This window comes from Micromonospora sp. NPDC093243 (assembly GCF_044753725.1).
Classification (GTDB): domain Bacteria; phylum Actinomycetota; class Actinomycetes; order Mycobacteriales; family Micromonosporaceae; genus Micromonospora.
The window spans coordinates 279,726-296,740 of record NZ_JBIVNT010000005.1 but is presented as its reverse complement, the minus strand read 5'-3'; the positions used below and the strand labels follow the sequence as shown (position 1 = coordinate 296,740).

General features: G+C 73.0%; 15 protein-coding genes. 5 read left to right on the top strand and 10 right to left on the bottom strand.

Annotated features, from left to right (window positions below; genetic code table 11):
* Positions 1-38: 38 nt before the first annotated feature.
* Positions 39-743 (top strand): lysoplasmalogenase, encoded by a 705-nt coding sequence (locus ACIP9D_RS18945; RefSeq protein ID WP_350872623.1) that lies wholly within the window; start codon positions 39-41, stop codon positions 741-743.
* Here the strand turns inward: ACIP9D_RS18945 and ACIP9D_RS18940 are convergent.
* Positions 709-1,515, bottom strand: coding sequence for a tyrosine-protein phosphatase (locus tag ACIP9D_RS18940; RefSeq protein WP_350872621.1), 807 nt, complete (start codon positions 1,513-1,515; stop codon positions 709-711). The two genes, ACIP9D_RS18945 and ACIP9D_RS18940, sit on opposite strands and share 35 nt — an antisense overlap.
* A 124-nt stretch (positions 1,516-1,639) precedes the next feature.
* Here ACIP9D_RS18940 and ACIP9D_RS18935 point away from each other — a divergent pair, with 124 nt between their 5' ends.
* Both ACIP9D_RS18935 and ACIP9D_RS18930 read left to right on the top strand, forming a co-directional pair.
* Positions 1,640-2,737, top strand: a complete 1,098-nt coding sequence (locus tag ACIP9D_RS18935) for a dipeptide epimerase (protein ID WP_350872619.1) — start codon at positions 1,640-1,642, stop codon at positions 2,735-2,737.
* A gap of 58 nt (positions 2,738-2,795) precedes the next feature.
* The gene (locus ACIP9D_RS18930) at positions 2,796-3,722 is read left to right on the top strand and encodes a C40 family peptidase (protein ID WP_350872617.1); all 927 of its coding nucleotides are present in this window, start codon (positions 2,796-2,798) and stop codon (positions 3,720-3,722) included.
* A 34-nt stretch (positions 3,723-3,756) separates the two neighbouring features.
* Here the strand turns inward: ACIP9D_RS18930 and ACIP9D_RS18925 are convergent, their stop codons facing one another.
* From ACIP9D_RS18925 to pnuC, 5 genes are all read right to left on the bottom strand, one after another.
* Positions 3,757-4,182, bottom strand: a complete 426-nt coding sequence (locus tag ACIP9D_RS18925) for a nucleoside deaminase (RefSeq protein ID WP_350872615.1) — start codon at positions 4,180-4,182, stop codon at positions 3,757-3,759.
* Positions 4,179-5,030: an LLM class flavin-dependent oxidoreductase gene (locus ACIP9D_RS18920; RefSeq protein WP_350872614.1), complete on the bottom strand. Its 852-nt coding sequence runs from the start codon at positions 5,028-5,030 to the stop codon at positions 4,179-4,181. The genes ACIP9D_RS18925 and ACIP9D_RS18920 overlap by 4 nt, the downstream gene beginning before the upstream one ends.
* A gap of 152 nt (positions 5,031-5,182) precedes the next feature.
* Entirely contained in the window at positions 5,183-6,181 is a 999-nt protein-coding gene (locus tag ACIP9D_RS18915) for a TerC family protein (RefSeq protein ID WP_350872612.1), read from the bottom strand.
* 317 nt (positions 6,182-6,498) lie between these two features.
* Positions 6,499-7,635: an AAA family ATPase gene (locus ACIP9D_RS18910; RefSeq protein ID WP_350872610.1), complete on the bottom strand. Its 1,137-nt coding sequence runs from the start codon at positions 7,633-7,635 to the stop codon at positions 6,499-6,501.
* Positions 7,632-8,285 (bottom strand): nicotinamide riboside transporter PnuC, encoded by a 654-nt coding sequence (pnuC, locus tag ACIP9D_RS18905; protein ID WP_350872608.1) that lies wholly within the window; start codon positions 8,283-8,285, stop codon positions 7,632-7,634. The genes ACIP9D_RS18910 and pnuC overlap by 4 nt, the downstream gene beginning before the upstream one ends.
* A gap of 97 nt (positions 8,286-8,382) precedes the next feature.
* Here pnuC and ACIP9D_RS18900 point away from each other — a divergent pair, with 97 nt between their 5' ends.
* Positions 8,383-8,676 (top strand): antibiotic biosynthesis monooxygenase family protein, encoded by a 294-nt coding sequence (locus tag ACIP9D_RS18900; protein WP_350872607.1) that lies wholly within the window; start codon positions 8,383-8,385, stop codon positions 8,674-8,676.
* A 112-nt stretch (positions 8,677-8,788) separates the two neighbouring features.
* Here ACIP9D_RS18900 and ACIP9D_RS18895 read toward each other — a convergent pair whose 3' ends face one another.
* Positions 8,789-9,649: a helix-turn-helix transcriptional regulator gene (locus ACIP9D_RS18895; protein ID WP_350872605.1), complete on the bottom strand. Its 861-nt coding sequence runs from the start codon at positions 9,647-9,649 to the stop codon at positions 8,789-8,791.
* Positions 9,650-10,023: 374 nt separating this feature from the next.
* A complete protein-coding gene (uvrB, locus tag ACIP9D_RS18890) occupies positions 10,024-12,135 on the bottom strand; it encodes an excinuclease ABC subunit UvrB (RefSeq protein WP_350872604.1) in 2,112 nt (703 codons plus the stop codon).
* 417 nt (positions 12,136-12,552) lie between these two features.
* On the opposite strand from uvrB, the gene ACIP9D_RS18885 reads away from it, so the two are divergent.
* A complete protein-coding gene (locus ACIP9D_RS18885; protein ID WP_350872603.1) occupies positions 12,553-14,007 on the top strand; it encodes a hypothetical protein in 1,455 nt (484 codons plus the stop codon).
* A 28-nt stretch (positions 14,008-14,035) separates the two neighbouring features.
* Here ACIP9D_RS18885 and coaE read toward each other — a convergent pair whose 3' ends face one another.
* Both coaE and rpsA read right to left on the bottom strand, forming a co-directional pair.
* Entirely contained in the window at positions 14,036-15,217 is a 1,182-nt protein-coding gene (gene coaE, locus ACIP9D_RS18880) for a dephospho-CoA kinase (RefSeq protein ID WP_350872601.1), read from the bottom strand.
* 186 nt (positions 15,218-15,403) lie between these two features.
* Positions 15,404-16,900: a 30S ribosomal protein S1 gene (gene rpsA / locus ACIP9D_RS18875; RefSeq protein WP_350872599.1), complete on the bottom strand. Its 1,497-nt coding sequence runs from the start codon at positions 16,898-16,900 to the stop codon at positions 15,404-15,406.
* Positions 16,901-17,015 lie beyond the last annotated feature (115 nt).

The window sequence follows — 17,015 nt, the reverse complement described above, 5'->3', positions numbered from 1 at the left end:
GGCTAGGCTGCGCGTACCCCCGCAACCCGGAGCCGCCGATGCCCCGCAGCCGCCTCCTCCTGGCCGCCTTCGTCGCGGTGACCGCCGCCAACCTGACCGCCAACGCCACCGGTGGCGGCCTCGCCGAGCTGGTCACCAAACCCCTGCTGATGCCGCTGCTCGCCGGCTACCTCTGGCGTGCCGCCGCCGAACGCGGGCACCGCCCGACCCGGCTCGTCCTCGCCGCCCTCGCCTGCTCCACCGGGGGCGACGTGGCCCTGCTCGGCACCGGCACCGGCTGGTTCGTCACCGGGATGGCGCTCTTCCTCGGCGCGCACCTCTGCTACGTCGCGGCCTTCACCCGCCACGGCGCCGCCGCCGCGCTGCGCCGCCCGCCGCTGCTCGCCGTCCCGATCGGGTACGCCGTGCTGACCGTCGCCGCACTGGTCTGGATGTGGCCGGGACTGACCGACGCCGGGCTCGCCGGGCCGGTGGCCGGTTACGCGATCGCGCTGGCCACCATGGCCAGCACCGCCGCCGCCCACGGCTGGCGGGTCGGCCTCGGCGGGGCGCTCTTCCTCGGCTCGGACCTGCTCATCGCCACCGGGGTGGCCGGCGTCCTCGACCCGCCCGGCGCGCCCGTGCTGGTGATGGCGAGCTACGCGGCCGGGCAGGCGCTGATCGTCGCCGGCTGGGCGCGCCACGCCGGTGCCGCGCCGCCGGCGCCGGTCACTCCAGCAGCTGCGCCCGCAGCGCCTCGATGACCTCGTCGTCCAACCCGAGCCCGTCGCGCAGGTACGCCTCGAACGAGCCGTGCACCCGGCGCACCTCGCTGTAGGCCGCGTCCAGGTACTCGGGGCGCACCTCCAGCACCGGCAGCACCGCCTCGACGTCCAGCTCCGGCTGCCGCCGGCGCATCGACTCGACGATCACCGCGCGCAGGCTCTCGGTCAGCGCGTTGTTGCGCAGGTACTCGGCCCGGATCGTCGCCTCGTCCACCCCGAGCGCGGTCAACAGGATCACGGTGAGCCAACCGGTGCGGTCCTTGCCCGCCGAGCAGTGGTACACCAGCGGCAGGTTCTCCGGCCGGGCCGCCAGCCGTACCGCCTCGGCGAAGCCCTCCCGGGCCGACGCCCCGGTGACGAACCACCGGTAGATCGCCGCCATCGCCCCCGGGGTGCCCTGCCGCGCCAGCTCCGCGTACGCCCCCAGGTCGTGGCCGAGCAGCACCGCCGAGACGTAGGTGAAGACCGGATGCTCCGGGTCGTGCACCGGCAGGTGGACCGGGCGGGGCTCACCGACCAGCCGGTCCGCCGGGGCGACCTCGATCTCCGAGTCGGCGCGCAGGTCGACCACACAGGCCGGGGCGAGCTTGCCGAACACCGGCAGATCCTCGTCGGTCAGCCGACCGAGCGCGGGCGTGCGGATCAGCCGCCCCGGCCGCACCCGCCGGCCGTCCGCCCCGACCAACCCGCCCAGGTCACGCGCGTTCGGCGCGCCCACCAGCTCCCAGTCCCGCTCGCTCCGCTCGCTCATGCCGCCGCCGCCCTTCGGTCGGCGATGCCATGAGGATCAACCGCACTGCGCCCGATGGTTCGCTCGCTGCGCTCGCTCATGTGCCCGCCCCTTCGCCCGTCCGTCTGCGTATAGGGTGCCGCACATGACGATCGCCGCGGTGCGCACCCACCGGCTCTCCGCCCCCCTGCACACGCCGTTCGTCACCGCGCTGCGCCGCACCACCACGGTCGACACCCTGGTCGTCGAGGTGATCGACAGCGACGGCCGGTCCGGATTCGGCGAGGCGCCACAGGTGTGGCAGGTAACCGGGGCGTCGATCGGCGGCTCCGAGGCCTGCGTCCGGGAGCTGCTCGGGCCGATGCTCACCGGCCGCGACCCGGACGAGCTGGTGGCCCGCTGCGCCGAGGTGCAGCGGGCGGTGGTCGGCAACGAGGCGGCGAAGGCCGCCGTCGACGTCGCGCTGCACGACCTCGCCGCCCGACGACTCGGGGTGCCGCTGGTACGGCTGCTCGGCGGCACCGCGCTCGCCGTGCCCACCGACGTGACGCTCGCCGCCGGCGACCCGGCCGATCTCGCCGCCGCCGCCCGCAAACGCCGCGCAGAGGGCTTCGGCGTGCTGAAACTCAAGGTCGGCACCGACGCCGCCGGCGACCTGGACCGGGTCCGGGCGGTACGCGCCGCGGTCGGCCCGGACGTGCGGATCCGGCTCGACGCCAACCAGGGCTGGACCGCCCGGGAAGCGGTCCGGGTGATCCGCGGGATCGAGGACGCCCGGCTCGACGTGGAACTCGTCGAGCAGCCGGTCGCCCGGTGGGACCTGGACGGTCTGGCCTGGGTCAGCGACCGGGTGGATGTGCCGATCCTCGCCGACGAGGCGGTGTTCGGCGTGCGCGACCTGGTCGAGGTGATCCGCCGCCGGGCGGCCGACATGGTCAACGTCAAGCTGGCCAAGTGCGGTGGGCTGCAACCCGCGCGCACCCTGCTCGACCTGGCCGCCGCACACGGCATGGGCACTGTGGTCGGCTCGATGATGGAGAGCGGGATCGGGATCGGGGCGGCCGCCAGCCTGGTCGCCGCCTACGGCACCACCGCCGTGTCGGACCTGGATGCCGCCTGGTGGCTGGCCTGGTCACCGGTGCGCGGCGGGGTCCGGTACGAGGCCGCCAAGGTGCTGTTGCCGGACGCCCCGGGGCTCGGCGTGACCTCGATAGATGAAGTAAAGGTGCAGACGCGCGGTTGATGATCGTTGGTTTCTTTCATAGGCTCGCGGGAGCAGGGCACACCAGCTGGGGGTTGACGTGGAGCTGCAGCCGGGCCGCGAGGCCGTCGTCCGGGTCGCGGTCGCGACGCTCTGGACCTCCCCCGAGGCGGTGCGACCGATCGACCGTCCCGCCCTCGCCGCGCGCACGGACATCCCGGCCTGGATCTCCGGCATGGACACCGACCAGCAGGTCGGCGACTGCGTCCTGAGCCAGCTGCTGCTCGGTGAGCGGGTCCTCGTCACCGAGTTGCGCCCGGACGGCTGGGCGCACGTGGTCGCCGTCGAGCAGCCGGCCGCCAAGCTCGACCCTCGTGGCTACCCCGGCTGGCTCCCCGCCGACCAGCTCGTCCCGGCCCCGGCCGCTCCCCCGGCGTCCGACACCGCGCCGCTGGTGGTCGACGCCGTGGTGACCGGGCTGCGCGACACCCCCGACGGGTCGGTGGTCCTGCCCGGGGTCATCCTCGGCACCCGGCTGCCCGCCGCCGGGCCGGCCCGCGACGGCTGGCGGCCGGTGCACGTGCCGGGCCACGCCGACCCGCTCTGGCTGCCCGAGGAGCACCTGGCGGAGCTGCCGGCGACCCCGCCGTCAGCCGAGCAGGTGCTGGCCGTGGCCCAACGGCTGCTGCACGTCGTCTACGTCTGGGGCGGGGTCTCCGCGCACGGGATCGACTGCTCGGGGCTCGTGCACCTCGCCTGGCGGCGGTTCGGGGTACAACTGCCGCGCGACGCCGACGATCAGGCTGCGGCGACCACGCCGGTGCCGCTGGGCGCGGAGCGCCCCGGCGACCTCTACTTCTTCGCCCGCCCCGGCCGGAAGATCCACCACATCGGCATCGTCACCGCCGAACCCCGCGACGGCGACCACCGGCGGATGCTGCACGCCTGCTACCGGCAACGCCGGGTGCTGGAGGAGCCGCTGCCCGCCGACCGGACCGCCACCCTGGTCGGCGCCCACCGCGTCTGAGCGCCGCCGCATCGCCTGTCTGTCGGTCCGTCGGCTAGTAGTGGTCGTCGATCGGCTGACGCGCCTCGTCGAACAGCGCCGGCCCCTCGTACCGCACCGGAGGCAGCGGCGGGGTGAACGGCTTGACCTGCTCGAACTGTTCGCTCGACAGCGCGTACACCACCCGGCCGAGGCCGGACCGGTCGATCGCTGTCGCACACATCGGGCAGGGCTGGCAGCTGGTGAACATCGTGGTGCCGGCCGCCACGTCGGGTGTGAGTTCCCGGGCAGCCCAGCGGGCCAGCTTCAACTCCGGGTGAGCGGTGATGTCCGAGTCGGAGACCACGGTGTTGTGGTCCTCGACCAGGACTGTGCCGTCCGGGCCGACGAGCAACGAGCCGAACGGCCGCTCGCCGGACGCGCCGGCCTGGCCGGCGATCTCCACGGCACGGCGGAGAAACCTCTCGTCGTCGGGGCTCATCGATCCTCCTGGGATTTGTGGTGTGCGGCCACGGCCGCCAGCGTCCGCCAGGCGCGTTCGGGCCGGCGGATCTCGGTCAGGTCGCCGTTGAACGGATCCAGCAACACCGTCTCGGCGCCGAGTGAGCGGATCTGCTCGATGTCGCCGATGATCTGGTCGATGGTCCCGACACCGGCGAGCCGCCCCGGGTCGGTGATCGGCTCACGGGTCTCCCGCAGTGCGATGCGCGGCGTCAACGCGGGCACCGGGCGAGCGAGTTCGTCGGCGACGGTCTTCAGCCGCCCCGCTGCCTCGGCCAGCCAGCCGGGCATGGGCCGCAGCGGGTGCCAGGCGTCGCCGAGGCGTACGGCGCGGCGCATGCCCGTGTCGCTGTTGCCGCCGACCCAGACCGGGATCGCATCCGTGCCGTAGTCGTCGGTGTTCCGCCACGCGTCGCGCACGGCGCGCAGGTAGTCGTCGGTCAGCCCGCCGCGTCGCTGGAACGGCACACCGAGCGCCTCGAACTCCTGGCGGGCCCAGCCGACGCCGACACCGAGGACGAACCGGCCGCCGCTGAGCCGGTTGAGGTTCGCCGCCATCCGGGCGGTGAGCAGCGGGTGCCGGTACGGGAGGACGAGCACGGTGGTGCCCAGCCTGACCCGCTGGGTCACCCCGGCCAGCCAGGACAGCGTGGTGAACGGCTCATAGAACGGCGCCGGATACTGCTCGGCCACGTCGGGGGTCACCGTGATGTGGTCGGAGACCATCAGCAGGTCGAAGCCGAGACCCTCGATCGTCTGCGCCCACTGCCGCAGCATCTCGGGATCGGTGCCCGGGGCGAAGTTGGGCACGTTCACGCCAATTTGCACGGTCCGAGCCTAGTCAGCCTGGCTCGGGGTTGTGAACGCCAAGTTTCCGCACTCGTGACCGACCCACCCGCGACGCGAGCCGTACGCGGCGAGGGGCGCCCCCGGATCCGGAGGCGCCCCTCGATGCTGTCAGGCCGCGAACGGCCCGGTCGTCAGCCGCGCGCCTCGGCCAGCTCCCGACGGCGGTCCCGAGCGGACTTGACCAGGCTGGCCACCGTGGCCACCAGCAGGGTGCCGAGGATGACAAGCAGGGAGAGCCAGATCGGGATGTGCGGGGCCCAGCCGACGTGCTCGCCGCCGTTGATGAACGGCAGGTTGTTGTCGGCGAGCGCCTCCAGCACCAGCTTCACCCCGATGAAGCCGAGCACCACGGCCAGGCCGTAGCTGAGGTAGATCAACCGGTCGAGCAGGCCGCCGAGCAGGAAGTAGAGCTGCCGCAGCCCCATCAGGGCGAAGACGTTGGCGGTGAAGACCAGGTACGGCTCCTGGGTGATGCCGAAGATCGCCGGGATCGAGTCCAGCGCGAAGATCAGGTCGGTGGTGCCGATCGCGATCATCACGATCAGCAGCGGGGTGAACAGCCGGCGACCGCCCTCGTGGGTGGTCAGCCGCCCCCCGTCGTACGCCTTCGAGATCGGCAGCGCCTTGCGGCTCCACCGGATCAGCACGTTCTCGGAGAACTCGTCCTCGTCGGGCTCCCCCTGGCGGGCCAGGTTGATCGCGGTGTAGATGAGGAACGCGCCGAAGATGTAGAACACCCAGGAGAACTGGGAGATCAGCGCGGCGCCGGCGGCGATGAACCCGCCGCGCATCAGCAGCGCCAGCACGATGCCGACGAGCAGCACCTTCTGCTGGTACTGCCGGGGCACCGCGAACCGGGCCATGATGATCACGAAGACGAAGAGGTTGTCGACCGAGAGGCTGTACTCGGTCAGCCAGCCGGTGTAGAACTGGCCGGCCGCGCTGGGGCCGGCGGTCAGCCAGATCCCCGCGCCGAAGAGCAGGGCCAGGCCGACGTAGAAGCCGACCCAGAGGCTCGACTCACGCACGCTCGGCTCGTGTGGGCGCCGACCGATGATGAGCAGGTCGACGAGCAGGACCGCAGTCAGTGCGACGAGCGTTCCCGCCCACACCAATCCGGACACGTCCAACGTTCATTCCTCCGGCAGACACGCGGCGACCGGCACACCGTACGCCCTGGAAGGAGGTGGTGTGCCGGTGACGCTCACTCTGGTGACTGTCGGAGGTCTCTTCCGTCACCGGCTGGCGGTGACCGACGGGGCCGGGTCGCGCCACTGAGGGGTGGTCGACCGTGCTGACGACTCCGTCGCGAGGGAATACTCCCCTCCTCGATCACCATTGTGGCGTACCGCCCGCGGTGATCGCACGTCGGGCACCGGTGGTACCGGACACGTCCCCGCTCGGAATAGCACGGCGGCGTGTCGGGTGGCACACCCGAAAGGGCGTCCTAGGAGGCTGGGTTTCCAATGGGCGGGGCCAGCGGGTCGGCCAGCGGCCAACCGGCGGCGAGCAGCGCGTCGCAGGCCGCGACCGCCCGGGCCAGCCGTTCCTCGTGCGGGCCGGTCAGCTCCACCACCGGCACCCCACAGTCGGCCAGCTCGGCCCGGAACCGGTCGGTCATCCAGGCTCGCAGGTGCGCCCCGTCGCGCAGGCCGTCATCGGTGAACGGCACGCCCCGGTCGTCGGTGAGCAGGTACAGCGCGGGTCGCCGGGCGGCGGCGCGTACCGCCGGGGACGCGGCGCCGAGGTAGCGCTCCTCCCAGACGGCGGTGGCCCGTGCGTCGGTGTCGCAGATCAGCAACGGGCCGCACGCCCGGGCCGCGGCGTCCTCGGCCGCCTGTTGCTCCCGGACCACCTCCCGGAAGTCGCCGGAGTCCCAGACCACGTCGAAGACGGTCGCCGCCGGCTGCCGCTCACGCAGGCGGGCGAGCTTGCGGGCGGTCAGCTCCCGGCCGTACTCCGGCACCCATTCGGTGCGGTAGTGGGCGGCCAGCGCGGCGGCCATGGTGGTGGTGCCGGTCGACTCGGCGCCGACCACCACCACCCGCTTCACGAACCAGGCCCGCACCGGCGGGGCCAGCCACCGCCAGTGGCCCGCCGGGTCCGCGCGCACGGCGGTCCCGGAGACCGGCACGGTCCGCCGATCCGGATCCACCGCCACCGGTACGGCGTCGAAGCGCCGGGCCAGCTCCACGCCGTACGCCTCGGAGGAGAAGACGGCGTCCACCGACGTCTGACCGACGGCCTCGCGGAACACCGCGCAGTGGGCGTCCCAGATCGCCGGGTCGGCGTAGTCCACCGGGTGGTCGTCGTACCGGCCGACGAAGCGGACCCACGGCGTCTCCGCGTGCGCCTCGCGCAGCCAGTCGAGCCGGAGCGCCAGCGGGATGGACTCCCGGCGGGACGGGGCCACCACCACGGTGACCGCCGCGCAGCGGGCGGCCGCGGCAGCGATCAGGGCGTGGTGCCCGGCGTGCGGCGGATAGAACTTGCCGACCACCATCCCGTGCCGGAACTTCGGCGAAACCGGGCCGGTCCCCAGGTCAGCGGCCTGATCCCCCCGCACCGACTCCTGGCTGGTCACGCGGTCACCGGGGCCGGGCCGGGCGGCACGGGAGTCGGCTGCTCGGCCCGGCGCAGGTCGGCGCGCCAGGTGCGCAGCCCGAGCACGCAGAGGGCGAGGAAGACCAGGTACAGGGCAGCGGTCAGGTACAGCCCCTTGTACGCGTAGAGCGGGATGTAGATCAGGTCGGCGGCGATCCACAGCCACCAGCTCTCCACCCGCTTGCGGGTCTGCCCGTACGTGGCCAGCAGGGAGAGCGCCGTGGTCAGCGCGTCCGGCAGCGGCACCGTGGAGTCGGTGGCCCGGTCCAGCAGCGCCCAGAGGCCTGCGGTGAGCAGCACCCCGGCGACGGCCAGCGCCAGCCATTCGCGCCGCCGGGTCCGACTCACGGTGAGCCGGCTGCGTTGCTCCCCGCCGAAGAGCCAGTGCCACCAGCCGTAGAGGCCCAGTCCGACGTAGACGATCTGCAGCCCGGCGTCGGCGTAGAGGCCGGCGGTCCAGAACAACAGCATGAGCAGCAGAACGTTGGCGATGCCGACCGGCCAGTTCGCGATCCGCTGCCGGGCCACCAACCAGACGTTGACCACGCCGGTGGCGAAGCCGAGCAGCTCCGCCCAGGTGGTGCCGGTGCCGGCGACGGTGAACGCCGTGCCGGTGAGCCAGTCGATCATTCACGCTCCTTTCCGCGCGCCCACCCTAGGGCCGGCGCGGGCCCGAGAACAGACCCCGCGACACCGGTGGGGTCAGCCGCCGTGGGAGGCTTCCGGCATGGTGCTTGAGGTCGCGCTGATCGACGTACTGCCCGGCAACGAGGACGCGTTCGCCGCCGCGTACGCCCAGGGGCATCCGGTGCTCGCCGGCACGCCCGGCTGCCGTTCGGTCCGGATGACCCGAGGGGTCGAGTCCCCGTCGCGGTTCGTGCTGCTGGTCGAGTGGGACTCGGTCGAGGCGCACAACGAGAACTTCCGCGGCACCGAGCGGTTCACCCGGTGGCGGGAGCTGATCGGCCCGCACTTCGCCAGCCCGCCCGTGGTCGAGCACTTCCTCGACGTGCCGGCCTGACCGCAGCTGTCGTACCCGTCGCCTATCGTGCGGACGCACGCGCGGACCACCGGTCCCGACGGGCTCGGGGGCGCCGGGCCCGGTGACCGCGCGAGCCGGGCGGCGAGCCCGCTCAGTCGCCGATGCCGCGGGCCAGCGCGGTCACCGTCTCCTCCGTCGAGAGCGCGGCGTCCAGCAGCGCCTCGGTGAGCCGGTCGTACCGGTCGACGTCCGCGACGGTGGCCAGCCGCACGTCGGTGGTGAGCGCCTCCAGCATCACCGTGCGGGGGTCCGCCGGGTCGGGAAAGGCATAGCAGGAGTACGGCGTGAGCGGATGCAGGCCGCCGCGCGCCACCGCCCCGCGGGGCAGCAACCGCACGGTCACGTTCGACAGCCCGGTCAACGCCAGCAGGTGCCGCACCTGCTCCCGCCAGACCTCGACCGGCGTCTCCCCCGGGTCGCAGACGGCCTCGGCCAGCACCGCGGTGTACCGGGGCGGGTCGGCCCGACGCAGCACCTCCTGCCGGACCGCGCGGGCGCGCACCTCCGCGTCCACATCGACCTCCGGGTCGAGCGTGGCGCCGGCAGCGACCCGCAGCCGGGCGTACGCGGGCGTCTGCAGCAGCCCCGGCACGACGGCCGGCTGATACTCGACGATGCGCGCCGCGCCCGCCTCCAGCTCGGCGTAGGTCCGCTGCCGCTCCCCCATCTCGCCCAGCGCCTTCCACCAGCCCCGGCTGGTGGCGGCGTCCCGGGCGATGACGATGAGCGCGTCCCGGGTCGACGTCGGTACCTGGTAGACGTCCAGCAGGTCGAGCACGTCGGCCAGGTCGGGACGGCTCTGGCCCAGCTCGATGCGGGACAGCTTGGACGTGGAGGCCCACCCCAGCCGGTCGCAGACCTGTTCCAGGGTCAACGCTTCGCGCCGGCGCAGCTGGCGCAGCTCGGCGCCGAGTCGCACACGGCGAATGACAGGACTCGTTGGCAACGGCATTCCCGGCCTCCCCACCGAGGGAGATTACGCAGGACCGTCACCCACTGCAATACCTCGCTCGCGCAACGCAATCAGACCCGCTCGGTCCCGCCGCCGCCCCGGCCCGCTCCGGTGCCTGATCCGGCCTGGTCATCGACCCGCCGAGGGGCGATCAGGGCACGACGCCGGGGGCCGATCAGCGGATCCCCGCAACGGGTCGGCCGCTCGCGACCGGCTCCCGAAGCACGGCGCGCCGGTCACCGCCTCGCCGGAGTGGAAGAGGTCGGCACGCCCGCGCCGGGAGCGCCGGGGCGGCCGGTGGGTCGACGACGAGCTTGATGCCGCTGAGGTATCAAAATGCCGCTGCGTCATCAAGCTCGTCGGGACGCCATCGGTCACTTCACCCCGGTGGCGTCCATGCCGCGCAGCTCCTTCTTCAGGTCGACGACCTCATCGCGGATCCGCGCGGCCAGCTCGAACTGCAGCTCCCGCGCGGCGGCGAGCATCTGGTCGTTGAGCTCCTGGATGAGCTGGGCGAGGTCGGCCCGGGCCATCCCCTCGCGGGAGGTGCCGCCGGTGGCGGCCCGGCCGCGGCTGCGGGTCTCCTTGACCGGCGCCTTGCCTCGGGACAGCTGCCGCACCGCGCCGCCGACCCGGGTGTTCTGCTCGGTGTCCTCCGCCTCGCGGTAGATGTCGTCCAGGATGTCGTGGATCTTCTTGCGCAGCGGCTCGGGGCTGATGCCGTGGGCCTCGTTGTGCGCGGTCTGCTTCTCGCGCCGACGGTTGGTCTCGTCGATCGCGTCCGCCATCGACGGCGTGATCTTGTCGGCGTACATGTGCACCTGGCCGGAGACGTTTCGGGCGGCCCGGCCGATGGTCTGGATCAGCGACCGGCCGCTGCGCAGGAACCCCTCCTTGTCGGCGTCGAGGATCGCCACCAGGGACACCTCGGGCAGGTCGAGGCCCTCCCGGAGCAGGTTGATGCCGACCAGCACGTCGTAGTCGCCCTTGCGCAGCTCGCGCAGCAGCTCCACCCGGCGCAGGGTGTCGACCTCGGAGTGCAGGTAGCGCACCCGGATGCCGTTCTCCAGGAGGTAGTCGGACAGGTCCTCGGCCATCTTCTTGGTCAGCGTGGTGACCAGGACCCGCTCGTCGCGCTCGGTGCGCAGCTTGATCTCGTGCATCAGGTCGTCGATCTGGCCCTTGGTCGGCTTGACGATGACCTCGGGGTCGATCAGACCGGTCGGGCGGATCACCTGCTCGACGAACTCGCCCTGGGCCTGCTCCAGCTCCCACGGACCCGGGGTCGCGGAGAGGTAGACCATCTGGCCGACCCGCTCCAGGAACTCGTCGAAGCGCAGTGGCCGGTTGTCGGCGGCACTGGGCAGCCGGAAGCCGTGGTCGATGAGCATCCGCTTACGCGACGCGTCGCCCTCGTACATGCCGCCGATCTGCGGGATCGTCACGTGCGACTCGTCGACCACGGTCAGGAAGTCGTCGGGGAAGTAGTCGAGCAGGCAGTGCGGTGGGCTGCCGGGCAGCCGCCCGTCCATGTGCATCGAGTAGTTCTCGATGCCGGAGCAGAACCCGACCTGGCGCATCATCTCGATGTCGTAGGTGGTGCGCATCCGCAGCCGCTGCGCCTCGAGCAGCTTGCCCTGCCGCTCCAGCTCGGCCAGCCGCTCGGCCAGCTCGACCTCGATGTCGCGGATCGCCCGCTCCATCCGCTCCGGGCCGGCGGCGTAGTGCGTGGCGGGGAAGATGACCAGCTGGTCGACCTCGCGGACCACGTCACCGGTGAGCGGGTTGAGGTAGTAGAGCTTCTCCACCTCGTCGCCGAAGAGCTCCACCCGGACGGCGAGCTCCTCGTAGGCCGGGATGATCTCCAGCGTGTCACCACGGACCCGGAAGGTGCCCCGGTTGAAGGCCATGTCGTTGCGGGTGTACTGGATGTCGACCAGCCGGCGCAGCAGCTGGTCGCGGTCGAGCTCCTGCCCGACGGCGACCCGGACCGCGCGGTCGAGGTATTCCTCCGGTGTGCCCAGGCCGTAGATCGCCGAGACGGTGGCCACCACGATCACGTCGCGGCGGGTGAGCAGCGACATGGTCGCCGAGTGCCGCAGCCGCTCCACCTCCTCGTTGATCGAGGAGTCCTTCTCGATGTAGGTGTCGGTCTGCGGGATGTAGGCCTCGGGCTGGTAGTAGTCGTAGTAGGAGACGAAGTATTCGACGGCGTTGTGCGGCAGCAGCTCGCTGAACTCCTTGGCCAGCTGCGCGCAGAGCGTCTTGTTGGGTGCCAGCACCAGGGTCGGCCGCTGCAACCGCTCGATCAGCCACGCCGTGGTGGCGCTCTTGCCGGTGCCGGTCGCGCCCAGCAGCACGGTGTTGCGGTCGCCGCGCCGGACCCGGCGCTCCAGGTCGTCGATGGCCGCCGGCTGGTCACCGGCGGGCTGAAATTCACTGACGACCTGGAAGCGGCCGTCCAGCCGGGGAATGTCGAGCGCCATGACCTCAACGGTACGCCGGAGGTCCGACACGATCCGCCGTCTCGGCGAGGCACCTGATCAGCTTCGATATTCCATTGTGTGGCACATGCCACCCGGCTACGCTCTTCACGTAGGCCGCTCGCGGCGGCCGACCGGGCCGGTGGCCGGGCCGTCATCACGGCAGGCCACCCCCGGCACAGGGGTCGCAGCACCCGGCGTGCCCGGCGTGCGCACCCGTGGTGGTCGCGCTCGAGGCGCTGACCGGCCGCCGCGAGCGCCCCTATTCGTCACCCCACCCGTGTCCCGCCCGTTCAACAACGCGTGGACACGTCCCCCGCCCGGGCTCCTCGCCCGGATCCCCCGGCGACCTCTCCGGCCGACCGACCCCGGCCGACCGGCTCCGCCGTCCCGACCATCGCCGCCCCGGCAACGCCCGCGGTGTCGCCCGGCGGAGGCGGTGGCCCCGACGACTCCGGGTTCCTGCCCCGGGTCACCAGCCGCCGTCGACGGGGCCTGCTGGCGCTGCTCGGCGGGGTCGCGGTCCTCTCCGCCGCGGGCCTGGTGCTCGGGCTGCTCAGCTGGGCTCCCGATCCGGTCGAACCGCCCCGGGCGCTGACCGTCGCCGAGAGCGAACGGCTGGCCGCGGTACGGGTCACCAACTACCGCGACCTGCGCGCCGGGCTGCACGTGACGGTCGGCGACGGAGCGGCCCGCACCGAGCTGGTGGGCTGGGTCGACTGGTCCCGCCCGCTGCTCTACCTCGACGTCGGCGGACCGGGCGCGGGCGCGGAGCGCGGCCTGCTCCAGGCCACCCCGTCGGTGCTGGTGATCCGCCCCGACCCGGCGGCGGTACCCACCGCGGCGCCGCCTCCGCTGGTGCCACCCGGGGACCGCTGGCGCCTGCACGACCTGCCCGCCGGGAGCGCCCTGGCGCCCGTGCTCAAGCTGCTCTTCGGCCTCGCCGCCGACCGCGCGGAACCCCCCGCGGCGCTGCGTGCGTCCGGTGCCCGCTGGGTGCGCCAGGAGAGCCTGGCGGTCGGGCCGGTGGACGTCCTGGCCGCGCCGCTGCCGGCACCCTCCGTCGCGGGCACGCCGAGTCCGGCGGCCGATCCGGACGACCTGCCGCGGTACTGGGTGGACCGGGAGGCCCGACTGCACCGGCTGACCGCCCGGCTGTCCGGCTCGGGCCCGGTGACCGTGACGCTGAACCGGACGGACCGGCCGACCCTGCGCCCGGTCGACGCCCTCGGTGGTCGACCCGGGCTGCCCCGCGCCCTGACCGCCGGCGAGCAGGCCCGACTGGACCGCCTGCCCGGGCGGTTGCGGGTCCGGGGCGGCGCCACGGCGACGCTCACCGCCCCGGTCGGGCGGGAGACGAACCTGCGCGGGGCGGGCTGGTTGAGCTGGAGCGCCGGCACCGCCTACCTGGCGGTGACCGACCTCGGCGTACCGGATCGCCGGACGCTGCTGCGCCGGGACCGGGCCGGGAGCTCCCGGGCGGACGTGCCCGCCGCCGGCGACCCGGAGCAGCCGGGCCGGCCCCCACTGCCGCCGCCGTCCGGCGCCACCTGGCGCTCGCCGCGGGCCGGGTCGGACGAGCTGACCGTGCTGGTCGACGCGGCCCTCGCCGCGGGCCGGACGGCGCCGTCCGGCTCGCCGGTGCGGCTGCGACAGGACACTCTGGCCGGGCGGACGGTGGACGTGATCGAGCTGGGTACCGCCCGGACCCGGCTGCGCTACTGGATCGACCGCGCCGGCCTGCTGCGCCGGGTCGAGCTGCACACCCGGCCGGGCGTCTGGGCGCAGCTGGACCTCAGCCCCGGCACGGTGCCTCGGCTGCCCGCGCCGCAGCGGCCGGCCGCCCGGGCGGCAGCGGCGGCAACGGGCCGCTGAACGGGCCGGAGCAGCGGCTGGCCGGCGGTCAGGGCCGCCAGCCGGTCTGCGCCGCCCACTGCTCGGCGCGCAGGTGCTCCTCGTCGAACCACGGGTCCTTGGCGGTGGTGTAGGTGGCGCTGTCCGGCGCGGTCGCCGCCAGCTCCCGCTTGAGCAGCAGGTACGCGGACCGCTGGTCCGGGTCGGCACGCAGGTGGTCGCGGGTCAGCAGCGCGTACCGCCAGCCCGGTGAGTCGGCCGCTCGGATGTGCAGGTTGACCGGGCGGCCCGGGTCGGCGCTGGCGTGCAGCCGCTTCTCCCAGCGGCCCCGGCCGGCCGCCCGGGGGCTGTCCCACCACTGGCCCGGCGTCCGGGGAAAGCCGGCGTCGGCCAGCCGCTGGGCGAGCGGCCCGTCCGCCTCGGCGAGGGTGGGCACGGTGAGCTGAATGTCGATGACGTCCTTCGCGGCCAACTTGGGCACGGCGGTGGAGCCGATGTGGTCGATCCGCCACTCGGCCGGGGCGATCGCGCGCCGGATCCGGGCGGCCAGCCGGTCGTACTGCTGCGGCCAGGTCGGGTCCGGCTCGGCCAGCCCCACCTGCTCCGATTGGGCCACCCGCCGCTCGCGCAGGTTCCGCTCGTAGGGCAGCAGCCGGTCCCGCCAGAGCGCGTCGACCGCGTCGTGCAGCTCGGCCAGGCTGCCGTCGTTGGTCAGGAGCACATCGGCCACCGCCCGCCGGCGGGCGTCGTCGGCCTGCGCGGCGATCCGTCGCTCGGCCTCCGCCCGATCCATCCCCCGGTCGCGGGCCAGCCGCTCCAGCCGGGTCGGCACGGCCGTCTGCACCACGACCACCAGGTGGTACGTGGGCGCGAGCCCCACCTCGACCAGGAGGGGCACGTCGTTGACCACGACCGCGTCGGGCGCCGCGGCGGCGGCCAGCTCGGCGGTCCGGGCCCGGACCCGGGGGTGGGTGATCGCCTCCAACCGGCGGCGGGCGGCCTCGTCGGCGAAGACCAGCGCGCCGAGCGCCGGGCGGTCGAGACTGCCGTCCGCGGCCAACACCCCCGGGGAGAAGGCCTCGACGATCTCGGCGAGCCCCGGGGTGCCCGGCGCGACCACCTCCCGGGCCACCTGGTCGGCGTCGATCAGCACCGCGCCGAGCGCGGCGAGACGGGCCGCCACGGCGCTCTTGCCCGACCCGATCCCGCCGGTCAATCCCACCATCAGCACGGCACCAGTCAACCTGATCAAGCCCGCACTGCCAAACGACCGGCCCCGTGCGGGGTGGGCGTCGGCGGAAACGGCGAGGGCCCCGCCACCGGCGATCGGATGATCGCCGGGACGGGGCCCGTCGTCAGCGACGGCTCCAGGGCACTGCGCGGCGTCAGACGCGCCGAGCTGGAGTCGTCACAGGGGTCACTTGCCCCCGGCGAGCTTCTCCCGCAGAGCGGCGAGCGCCTCGTCGGTGGCCAGGGTGCCGGCCGGCTCCTCGGCCTGCCGGCTCGGGGCCGGGCTGGTCGAGGAGGTGGTGCCACCACCGGCGGGAACGACCGGAGTCGGGTTGGCAGCGGCCTCGGCGTCGGCGGCGCGGGAGTTCTGCACCTGCTTGGTGTGCGCCTCCCAGCGCTGACGAGCCTCGGCGTACTGGTTCTCCCAGGTCTCGCGCTGCTTGTCGTAGCCCTCGAGCCACTCGCCCGTCTCCGGGTCGAAGCCCTCGGGGTAGATGTAGTTGCCCTCGGTGTCGTAGGTCGCGGCCATGCCGTAGAGGGTCGGGTCGAAGTGCTCCTCGCCCTCGACGAAGCCCTCGTTGGCCTGCTTGAGCGAGAGCGAGATCCGCCGCCGCTCGAGGTCGATGTCGATGACCTTGACCATGACCTCGGAGCCGACCTGGACGACCTGCTCCGGGATCTCCACGTGGCGCTCGGCCAGCTCGGAGATGTGGACCAGGCCCTCGATGCCGTCGTCGACCCGGACGAACGCGCCGAACGGCACCAGCTTGGTGACCTTACCCGGCACGATCTGCTGGATCGCGTGGGTGCGGGCGAACTGCCGCCACGGGTCCTCCTGCGTCGCCTTCAGCGACAGCGAGACCCGCTCGCGGTCCAGGTCGACGTCCAGGACCTCGACCTCGACCTCCTGGCCCACCTCGACGACCTCGGACGGGTGGTCGATGTGCTTCCAGGAGAGCTCGGAGACGTGCACCAGACCGTCGACGCCGCCGAGGTCGACGAACGCGCCGAAGTTGACGATCGAGGACACGACGCCCTTGCGGACCTGGCCCTTCTGGAGCTTGTTGAGGAACTCGGTGCGCACCTCGGACTGGGTCTGCTCCAGCCAGGCCCGGCGGGACAGGACCACGTTGTTGCGGTTCTTGTCCAGCTCGATGATCTTGGCCTCGAGCTCACGCCCGACGTACGGCTGCAGGTCACGCACGCGCCGCATCTCGACCAGGGAGGCGGGCAGGAAGCCGCGCAGCCCGATGTCGAGGATGAGGCCACCCTTGACCACCTCGATGACCGAGCCGCGGACGACGCCGTCCTCGTCCTTGATCTTCTCGATCGTGCCCCAGGCCCGCTCGTACTGCGCGCGCTTCTTCGAGAGGATCAGACGCCCCTCCTTGTCCTCCTTCTGGAGGACAAGGGCCTCGATGTGATCGCCAACCGAGACCACTTCGGCCGGGTCCACGTCGTGCTTGATCGACAGCTCACGAGAGGGGATGACACCCTCGGTCTTGTAGCCGATGTCGAGCAGGACCTCGTCCCGGTCGACCTTGACGACGGTGCCTTCGACAATGTCGCCGTCGTTGAAGTACTTGATGGTCTCGTCGATCGCGGCGAGGAAAGCTTCCTCGGAGCCGAGGTCGTCGACGGTGACCTTGGTGGCGCTCGAGGGGGCCTCGATGCTGCTCGTCATGTGGGCGGTTGCTCCGGTCGGATGGGTTGTCACTGCAGGCTGGTGTCGCGGTGACCCTGTCGCGCCAGCGGATCCGTCGTCGGGCACACCGAACGACTGCCAAGTGAGAATTGAT

Coding starts and splice junctions, on each gene's coding strand:
- ACIP9D_RS18945 (WP_350872623.1), top strand. CDS start 39: ATGCCCCGCAGCCGCCTCCTCCTGGCCGCCTTCGTCGCGGTGACCGCC.
- ACIP9D_RS18940 (WP_350872621.1), bottom strand. CDS start 1,515: ATGAGCGAGCGGAGCGAGCGGGACTGGGAGCTGGTGGGCGCGCCGAAC.
- ACIP9D_RS18935 (WP_350872619.1), top strand. CDS start 1,640: ATGACGATCGCCGCGGTGCGCACCCACCGGCTCTCCGCCCCCCTGCAC.
- ACIP9D_RS18925 (WP_350872615.1), bottom strand. CDS start 4,182: ATGAGCCCCGACGACGAGAGGTTTCTCCGCCGTGCCGTGGAGATCGCC.
- pnuC (WP_350872608.1), bottom strand. CDS start 8,285: ATGATCGACTGGCTCACCGGCACGGCGTTCACCGTCGCCGGCACCGGC.
- ACIP9D_RS18900 (WP_350872607.1), top strand. CDS start 8,383: ATGGTGCTTGAGGTCGCGCTGATCGACGTACTGCCCGGCAACGAGGAC.
- ACIP9D_RS18895 (WP_350872605.1), bottom strand. CDS start 9,649: ATGCCGTTGCCAACGAGTCCTGTCATTCGCCGTGTGCGACTCGGCGCC.
- uvrB (WP_350872604.1), bottom strand. CDS start 12,135: ATGGCGCTCGACATTCCCCGGCTGGACGGCCGCTTCCAGGTCGTCAGT.
- rpsA (WP_350872599.1), bottom strand. CDS start 16,900: ATGACGAGCAGCATCGAGGCCCCCTCGAGCGCCACCAAGGTCACCGTC.